Raw genomic sequence first — 7,813 nt, forward strand, 5'->3', positions numbered from 1 at the left:
TGCGTTGATGTTTGCAGCTGGTCTGTTGGAAAAAAGCGATCCGGTAATGCGACAGGGGAGGAAAAGATGTCGGCAAAGAGCAAGCAGGCCAGGGGCGGGCCTTTGAAAAAGAGTAAACAGACAACCGGCCGGCAATGGTCCCGGACCCGGATCATCGACGATGTGTTCAGCGATGCGGTGGCCATGGTCAAGCCGCGTTTTGAGGTCGATTACAATGCCTACCTGGAGCGGCTCTGGCAGGCAAGTCCCGAGATTCACGAGCTGCTCCGCCGGGCCAAAGACCTGGAAACGGCCCGGCAGGCCCTTTTCACCTTTCTCGAACAGGCGGAGCGGCGGGTATTCGACCTTGACAATGATCTCCATATCCTGGAAAAGGCCACGGTGCGGGAGAGCATCCGGGTCTTTAAGAGCATCATCGGGCCGATCAACGAGCAGCGTTGCCAGACCTCGGCCCTGGACGCCCTGTGGAAGCTGGCCGGTGATCGGCGTGATGCCCTGAAAAGCGAGGTGTCCGCCGGATTTCTGCTCGAGTTCATCAATCTTTTCCGGGGGGTGACCGGCCGGGCCAACATCTATCTCGATACCCGGGCGACCAGGAAAGGGGTGCCTGAGTTTCTGCGGCGCCATGGCCGCGAGGCTGCGGAACCGCGGATGGAACTCCTGGACGGGATCGGTGGCACCGTGTTGAAATATTTCAAGAAATATCCGTCCGGCCTGGAACCGGATGTGCGGGAGTGGCGGCGGGTGAACCGGGAACGGATCCTGAAATATTTCAAGGGCACGGAAGAGGACTGGAACAACTATCTCTGGCAGATAAAACATGTCATCCGTGACGCCCGGCCCCTCCTGGACCTGATCGAGTTGACCGGGGAGCAGCAGGAGGCGGTGGAAAAGGCGGTGGCCAACCGGATACCCTTTGGCATCACCCCCTATTACCTGAGCCTGATGGACCAGCACCTGGGCATCGGCTATGATCATGCGGTCCGCGCCCAGGTGATCCCGCCGCCCGACTATGTCAAGATGATGGCCGAGCACCGGGCCGACCGGGACATCATCTTTGACTTCATGGGCGAGCACGATACCTCGCCGGTTGATCTGGTCACCCGGCGTTATCCCCTGGTCGCCATCCTCAAGCCCTATAATACCTGCGCCCAGATCTGCGTCTACTGCCAGCGCAACTGGGAGATCGACCAGGTACTCGACCCCCATGCCATGGCCGGCAGGAAGAAGCTGGAACAGGCCCTGGACTGGTTTGACCGGCACAAGAGCGTGGGCGACGTGCTGATCACCGGCGGCGATCCCTGTATCATCTCCGATAAGACCATGCACAAGATTCTCTCCGCCCTGGCGGCCATGGACCATGTCTACCGGATCCGGATCGGCACCAGGACCCCGGTGGTCCTGCCCATGCGCTGGACCGATGAACTGGTGGCCGTACTGGCCGGGTTCCATGAGCCGGGCCAACGGGAGATCGCCCTGGTCACCCATTTCGAACACCCCTACGAGATCACCCCCGAGGCCATGGGCGCGGTCCAACGGATCCGCCGGGCCGGGATCTCGGTTTACAACCAGCAGGTGTTTACCATGGAGAACTCCCGCCGTTTCGAGTCAGCCAAGTTCAGGCGGGATTTGCGCTCAATCGGGGTGGACCCCTATTACACCTTTAATATGAAGGGCAAGGAAGAGACCCGGCGCTACATGGTGCCGATTGCCCGGATTCTCCAGGAACGCAAGGAGGAGGCCCGCCTGCTGCCCGGCCTGGACCGGACCGACGAGCCGGTGTTCAACGTGCCCCGGCTGGGCAAGAACCATCTGCGGGCCTGGCAGGATCACCGGCTGGTGATGATCATGCCCGACGGCTCCCGGGTCTACGAGTTCCATCCCTGGGAAAAGAACATCACCCCGGTGCCGCCCTATAATTATATCGATATCCCGATCTACGACTATCTGGAAGAACTGGCGGCCCGGGGCGAGGATATCCGCGATTACCGGACCATCTGGTATTATTATTAGCCCCTGCCCCCACCTCTCCGAGACCCACCCGCCCTTTTCGGGATGTTTTTTCGTAGCCCGGCACCCCGCTTCTTACCGTTCATACTGTTAACTCCTTTCCGCTGTTCATCTCAGTAGCTGCCGACACACAACTGGTCCTGCTGGTCGTGCACCCAGTGCATTATTTTTTTTTGTGGGCATCCTGCCGCAAACTCTCTCTATCTCCTTTGCCCATGTAGTTTTCTCGGGATTTTATTCTTTTCTTTTTTTGGTTGACAAAGTTTCTTAAGGGAAATATAGTTCACTTTATGAACGACACCGAGGGGAATAACGATCCGCAATTGATCGAATATCAGACCAATAAACTCCAGGAACTTATTCATGATATGAATAATTGTTGCCAGGAGCGGATCTATCTGGAGGCAAAGCTTTTCGGTCTGCCCCCGTCCGAACTCAAATGTCTGACCCTGTTTGACGGACACCGGTATCTGGCCGGGGTGGAGATCGCCGCCAAAATGGAGGTGGCCAAGAGCCGGGCCACGGTGATCATCGACAGCCTGGCGCGCAAGGGGTTGGTCCAGAGATCGCCGGATCCCAATGACGCCCGGGTCAAGTTGGTCAGCCTTACCCCGGAGGGACAGCGCAAGGTTCGCCAGATCGAGGATTTTGTTTTTCATCTGCACCGCCAGCTCCTGGGGCGGATCGAGTCGGCCCAGCGGCCGGCGGTGATTTCAGCGCTGGAACTGGTACGGTCGGCAATGGAATCGGTCAAGGCCAGGATGTGGGAAGGGGCCGCGGAAGTTGATTCATAACATAAAACAAGCCTGGTAAGGCTGACAAAAGAAACCCGAATAAAGGAGTAAGGAGATGAGTGAGATTACAGTTGATCAGGTCGTTGATTTGCGGGGGTTGAACTGCCCGATGCCGATGTTGAAAACCAAGAAGGCGCTCCAGGGGATCGACTCCGGCAAGGTCCTGAAGGTTGAAATAACCGATGCCGGTTCCAAATCCGATATGCCCGCCCTGTTGAAACGTTCCGGCGATGAATTGCTGGAAACCAGCGAGAACGGCGACGTCTATACCTTTATCATCAAGAAGAAGTAAGAACAAGGGCCTGGCCGCGGCAAAGGCCGGACCGGGCCGTATTGGGGAAGGTGAGGGGTTGTACGGCGCCACCTTTCGGCACCTGTTATTTCCAAAGAAAAGGAGAGTTCTGAATGAAGAAGAAAAGCTATCGGAAGATGTTGGGCCTGACCGGCGCACTGGTCATGACCGCGGCACTCGGCCTGACCGCCGGTGATGCCGGTGCGACCAACGGCATGAACCTGGAAGGGTACGGCCCCATCGCCCTGGGAATGGGCGGCGCGTCCTTTGCCTATGACAACGGCACGGCGGCGATGATGAACAACCCGGCCACCCTGGGCCTGAGCGACCAGGGGAACCGGGTTGACCTGGCCTTTGGTTTCCTGGCCCCCAATGTTGACACCAAACAGACCGGTCAGGCCGATGCCCATTCGGCGGCCGACCTTTTTCTGATGCCGGCGGTCGGCTGGACAAACAAGAACGGCGGCCTCACCTATGGCTTCGGGGTATTCGGCCAGGGCGGGATGGGCGCCGAGTTTTCCGCCACCTCCTTCCTGGCCAAGGGCTCCGGCGATGTGGTCCGCTCCGAGGTCGGGGTCGGCCGGGCAATGATCCCGCTAACCTATGATGTCAATGATAAGCTGACCATCGGCGGCAGCTTTGATTTTGTCTGGGCCGGGATGGACGTCAAAATGGCGATGACCGGCATGGAGTTCGGCGACATGGTGGCGGCGCTGGGCGGCACCCAGTCCCAGGGCACGGCCACCGGCACCATGGTTAACGGCCTGGTGGCCAGTATCGGCACCTTGTTGGATCCGACCGGTCCGGTCAACTGGGCCCGCTTTGATTTCTCCAACAGCAGCGACTTTACCGGCGAGGCCAAGGGCTACGGCGTGGCCGGCAAGATCGGTATGGTCTATAAGGTGAGTCCCACGGTCACCCTGGGCGCCACCTACCACAGCAAGACCAGTCTCAGTGACCTGAAGACCGATGACGCCACGGTGACCATGAGCGCCAATGTCGATACCGGGATAGCTGGGGGCGGGGCTCCCAGCGGCACCTACGCGACGATGCTCATCCCGGTCACCGGCGAGATCGCGGTCAGGAACTTCCAGTGGCCGGAGACCTATGGAGTCGGGGTTGCCTTTCAGGCCACCAAGGACCTGCTGCTGGCGGTTGATGTGAAGCGGATCATGTGGTCCGACGTGATGGAGGATTTCACCATGGCCTTTACCGCGGACCCGGCAGCGCAGCAGAGCGGCCTGGCCGCGGGGTTCGGTGGATCGCAGATGACCGCCACCCTGTTTCAGCAATGGGATGACCAGACCGTGATTGCCCTGGGCGCCGCCTACCGGGTCAACAAGGAACTGATCGTGCGCGCCGGTTATAATCACGCCACCAACCCGGTACCCGACACCTATCTGAACTACCTGTTCCCGGCCATTGAAGAGAGTCATGTGACCGCGGGCCTCGGCTACCGCCTCAGCGAGAACTCCGGCATTGATCTTGCCGTGTCCAGGGCCTTGAAAGTCGAGGCGGCCAACCCCAACCCCTTTGGTGCCCCGGTTGTTTCGGAGCATGAGCAGTGGAGCGGACAGATAATGTATACCCTCCGCTTCTAACCAGTGCCCGTCCAGAAATGGCCCTTTCGTCCAATCTCGGCGTCATGCTCAAAAAATAATGCTCGGAATATCACATATATGCCTGCGCTTATTTTTTTCGCGCTCCTTGATCTTGAACGAAATTCCTCATTTCTGGATAGACACTACCAGCGGATATCCGGATTGCGGGAATCCGGTGCCGGGTTCCCGCAATCACGGCTTTATTTGACCGACAAAATTGATAAACTCGTAACAACCCGAAAGGCTTCAAATGCCACCCAATAAAATCAACAAGTTACAAGACGAATCACGTCCGTCGAGCAGGTTGTTGCGAGACCGACAAAATTGAAACAGAGAGTCGGGCGGCAAGCCCAGGGAGTTATATCATGGAACAGGAAATTACAACCCAGACCGCCGCGCAACCCGCGGCCATCGATGCGGTGGCCGGGCAGGTCAAGGAACTGCAGGACAGGATCGCCGCCCTGGAGAGCAAGGAAGACCACCTGACCCTGGTCCTTTTCAGCGGTGATTTCGACAAGGCCATGGCCGCCTTTATCATTGCCAACGGGGCCATTGCCATGGGCCGGGAAGTAACCATCTTTGTTACCTTCTGGGGCCTTGACGTGATCAAGAAATCCAATTTCAACACCGCCGGCCGCGGTTTTTTCGAGAAAATGGTCCTGATGATGCGGCCCAAGGGGGCCGGCAAACTCGGCACCTCGCAGATGAACTTCGGCGGTATCGGCCCCAGGCTGTTCAAGTTCATGATGAAGCAGCATAACATCGAGCAGCTTGAGTCGCTGGTCGACATGGCCCGGGAGTACGGGGTCAAGATAGTGGCCTGCAAGATGAGCGTCGACCTGATGGGCATCAAGCAAAGCGACCTGCTGGACGGCGTTGAGTTCGGCGGCGTGGCGGCCATGCTCGGCGATGCCTACGACGGTCAGGTAACCCTGTTCATCTGATATTTGCAACACCCTCCCTGCATTGTTCTCCGCTCCCCCGGCGGGAACAATGTTTTTTCCCTCCCCGAGGGGAGGCCCTCGGGTCTCCCCTCATCTTTTTTCTGCCGGCGGCCGGCGGCCGGGGTTTCAACCGCCCCGTTGCAATCCGCTTCCGCCTGCCGTGGTTTCAGCCCCGGTGCGTGGTTTCAGGAAAACACAGTCTATAAGGAGTCGTTTGCCATGAAAAAAAGTTCCCGTATCTCTTTTATCCTCATCTCCCTGTTGTATCTTGCATTGGTCTGCGTGCCCATGGCCCGGGCCGAACTTCTCAAACCGTTTGTCCTCGGCCGGACCTTGACCGGTGATTCGGCCGCAGTGACAGACCAGGTCAAAACCGCCCTGCAGGGCCAGGGCTTCACCGTGGTCGGCAGCTATGTTCCGTTTGCCGGGGCCACGGTGATCTGCGCCAGCCATCCGGCCTTGATTGCCGCGGCAGCAAAAAAAGTTGCGGACAACGGCGGATTCGGCCTGGCCCAGCGGGTGGCGGTCACCGAGGTTGACGGGGTCCTGCAGGTATCGTATGTGAATCCCGCTTACATGGGCGCAGCCTACGGGCTCGGCCCGCTGGCCGAGGTGAGTACGGCCCTGACCGCGGCCCTGGGCCGGGAGGAGGAGTTCGGCGCCCAGGGGGTCAAGGAGAAGAAACTGGCCCCGGGCAGGTATCATTACGCGCCCTTTATGCCCTATTTTGACGATATTTCGGTGCTCAATTCATTTGCCGATTACCAGACCGCAGTGGCCGTGGTGGAGGAAAATCTGCGTGCCGGCAAGGGCGGCACCAGCATGGTTTACCGGATCGATCTGGACGGGCAGGAGGTCACCCTGTTCGGGGTGGGGATTCCCACGGGCGACGGCCCTGATTCAGGCGCCAAGGACACGGATAAGGAACTCCTGGATATCATTGATTACAAGACCCCGCGTTCCATTGCCTACCTGCCCTATGAGATCATGATCAAGGGCAACCAGGCCATTGCCCTGCGCGGCAGGTACCGGATTGCGGTTTATTTTCCCGATACCTCCATGGCCGGGACCCACGGATTCACCAGGATCATGAGTTCGCCCAAGGGGATCAAGGTTGCCCTGGAAGCAGTGGCCGGCAAGTAGTCTCGTCAGCGATCACCGGGCAGCGCACCGGAGTCTCGCCTTGGCGCTAACAAACCGCCACCATCCCCTTCCGGCAGCCGGTGGCTGCTGAATCGACAATGTGACCAGCGACAATTAAAATTGATGAACTCGTAACAACCCGGAAGGCTTCAAATGCCACCCAATAAAATCAACAAGTTACAAGACGAATCACGTCCGTCGAGCGGGTTGTTGCGAGACCGACAAAATTCCTCCCGGAAGAAAAATTGTCGCTGGTCAACCGATCCCCTGATACCTCTTGCCCTCAAGTGTCAAGATATCAAGCCTGACCCCGACGGGTCGGCCGCAGTACGAAGAGCCGTTCATCACGGTGCACTGAGTCTGTTTTTTTGTAAAAATTCGGGCGGGCGGGGATGTATGTCCGTTTGACACGGATTTTTGGCTTTTTGGGGTCTGGTTGCGCGTAGTATCTCGTTGGCCTTCTGGATTTATTGTTGACAGTCCGCGCGTAAAGTCATTATAGGTGGTTTATGGGGCAGGAGTCGGGGTGGACCATCATGGCCGCCCTGTTTTTGGGCGCGGGCCGAAAAGCGATTTCTTATCACCTCACCTCTTATCAACTATCACCTTTTGGCCACTGTGCGCAATCGGTACTCATGCCGATTTAAAATATTGGAAATAGTGCGAACAGTCGGTAACGATTTTTCGGGCCATCCTTCAGCAACAAGTGCATTGTATACGGACTGAGCCGTCATGTTCGTATAGAGCAGTGTCGTCCGTTACATACAAAGGGTGGAAAAGTTTCAAGGAAGAAGAAAACGGGGTATACTTCTTTTGAAGAGCTGACGACTTGGAAAAGGTCCATGGCGGTGACTGTTTATGAGGTGTTGGGAAATTACCGTTTAAATTGTCTTTAGGAGTATGTAAGGTTTCGGTAAACCCCGTACGTTTGAGGTTGGACCGGGAAAGGGGTTTTCTTATACCGAACGGTGTAGCGGACCCTGAGCCGCGGCCGTGACGGCAAAAACGGAATTTGAAACAACTTCGGCA

General features: G+C 57.6%; 5 protein-coding genes and 2 pseudogenes. All 7 read left to right on the plus strand.

Annotation, left to right across the window (positions count from 1 at the left end; all coding sequences use genetic code 11):
- Positions 1 to 66 precede the first annotated feature (66 nt).
- The 7 genes and pseudogenes from L3J03_02375 (at position 67) to L3J03_02405 (ending at position 6,784) form a co-directional block, all read left to right on the plus strand.
- Positions 67 to 2,013 (plus strand): KamA family radical SAM protein, encoded by a 1,947-nt coding sequence (locus tag L3J03_02375; GenBank protein MCF6289838.1) that lies wholly within the window; start codon positions 67 to 69, stop codon positions 2,011 to 2,013.
- Between the two features lie 365 nt (positions 2,014 to 2,378).
- Positions 2,379 to 2,543: pseudogene (locus tag L3J03_02380) on the plus strand (hypothetical protein).
- Positions 2,541 to 2,639 (plus strand): annotated as a pseudogene (locus L3J03_02385) (winged helix DNA-binding protein). Before L3J03_02380 ends, L3J03_02385 begins: the two co-directional pseudogenes overlap by 3 nt.
- 220 nt (positions 2,640 to 2,859) lie before the next feature.
- Positions 2,860 to 3,096: a sulfurtransferase TusA family protein gene (locus tag L3J03_02390; protein MCF6289839.1), complete on the plus strand. Its 237-nt coding sequence runs from the start codon at positions 2,860 to 2,862 to the stop codon at positions 3,094 to 3,096.
- Positions 3,097 to 3,209: 113 nt separating this feature from the next.
- On the plus strand, positions 3,210 to 4,697 hold the full coding sequence (locus L3J03_02395) for an outer membrane protein transport protein (protein ID MCF6289840.1): 1,488 nt from the start codon (positions 3,210 to 3,212) through the stop codon (positions 4,695 to 4,697).
- Positions 4,698 to 5,062: 365 nt separating this feature from the next.
- Positions 5,063 to 5,641 (plus strand): DsrE/DsrF/DrsH-like family protein, encoded by a 579-nt coding sequence (locus L3J03_02400; GenBank protein MCF6289841.1) that lies wholly within the window; start codon positions 5,063 to 5,065, stop codon positions 5,639 to 5,641.
- Positions 5,642 to 5,860: 219 nt separating this feature from the next.
- On the plus strand, positions 5,861 to 6,784 hold the full coding sequence (locus tag L3J03_02405; GenBank protein ID MCF6289842.1) for a hypothetical protein: 924 nt from the start codon (positions 5,861 to 5,863) through the stop codon (positions 6,782 to 6,784).
- The last annotated feature ends 1,029 nt before the right edge of the window (positions 6,785 to 7,813 follow it).

The sequence above is a fragment of the Desulfobacterales bacterium genome (genome assembly GCA_021647905.1).
GTDB lineage: Bacteria > Desulfobacterota > Desulfobulbia > Desulfobulbales > BM004 > JAKITW01.

What these genes read in the sequence shown, in the direction of transcription:
- L3J03_02395 (MCF6289840.1), top strand. Translation starts at nt 3,210, where the DNA reads ATGAAGAAGAAAAGCTATCGGAAGATGTTGGGCCTGACCGGCGCACTG.
- L3J03_02400 (MCF6289841.1), top strand. Translation starts at nt 5,063, where the DNA reads ATGGAACAGGAAATTACAACCCAGACCGCCGCGCAACCCGCGGCCATC.
- L3J03_02375 (MCF6289838.1), top strand. Translation starts at nt 67, where the DNA reads ATGTCGGCAAAGAGCAAGCAGGCCAGGGGCGGGCCTTTGAAAAAGAGT.
- L3J03_02390 (MCF6289839.1), top strand. Translation starts at nt 2,860, where the DNA reads ATGAGTGAGATTACAGTTGATCAGGTCGTTGATTTGCGGGGGTTGAAC.
- L3J03_02405 (MCF6289842.1), top strand. Translation starts at nt 5,861, where the DNA reads ATGAAAAAAAGTTCCCGTATCTCTTTTATCCTCATCTCCCTGTTGTAT.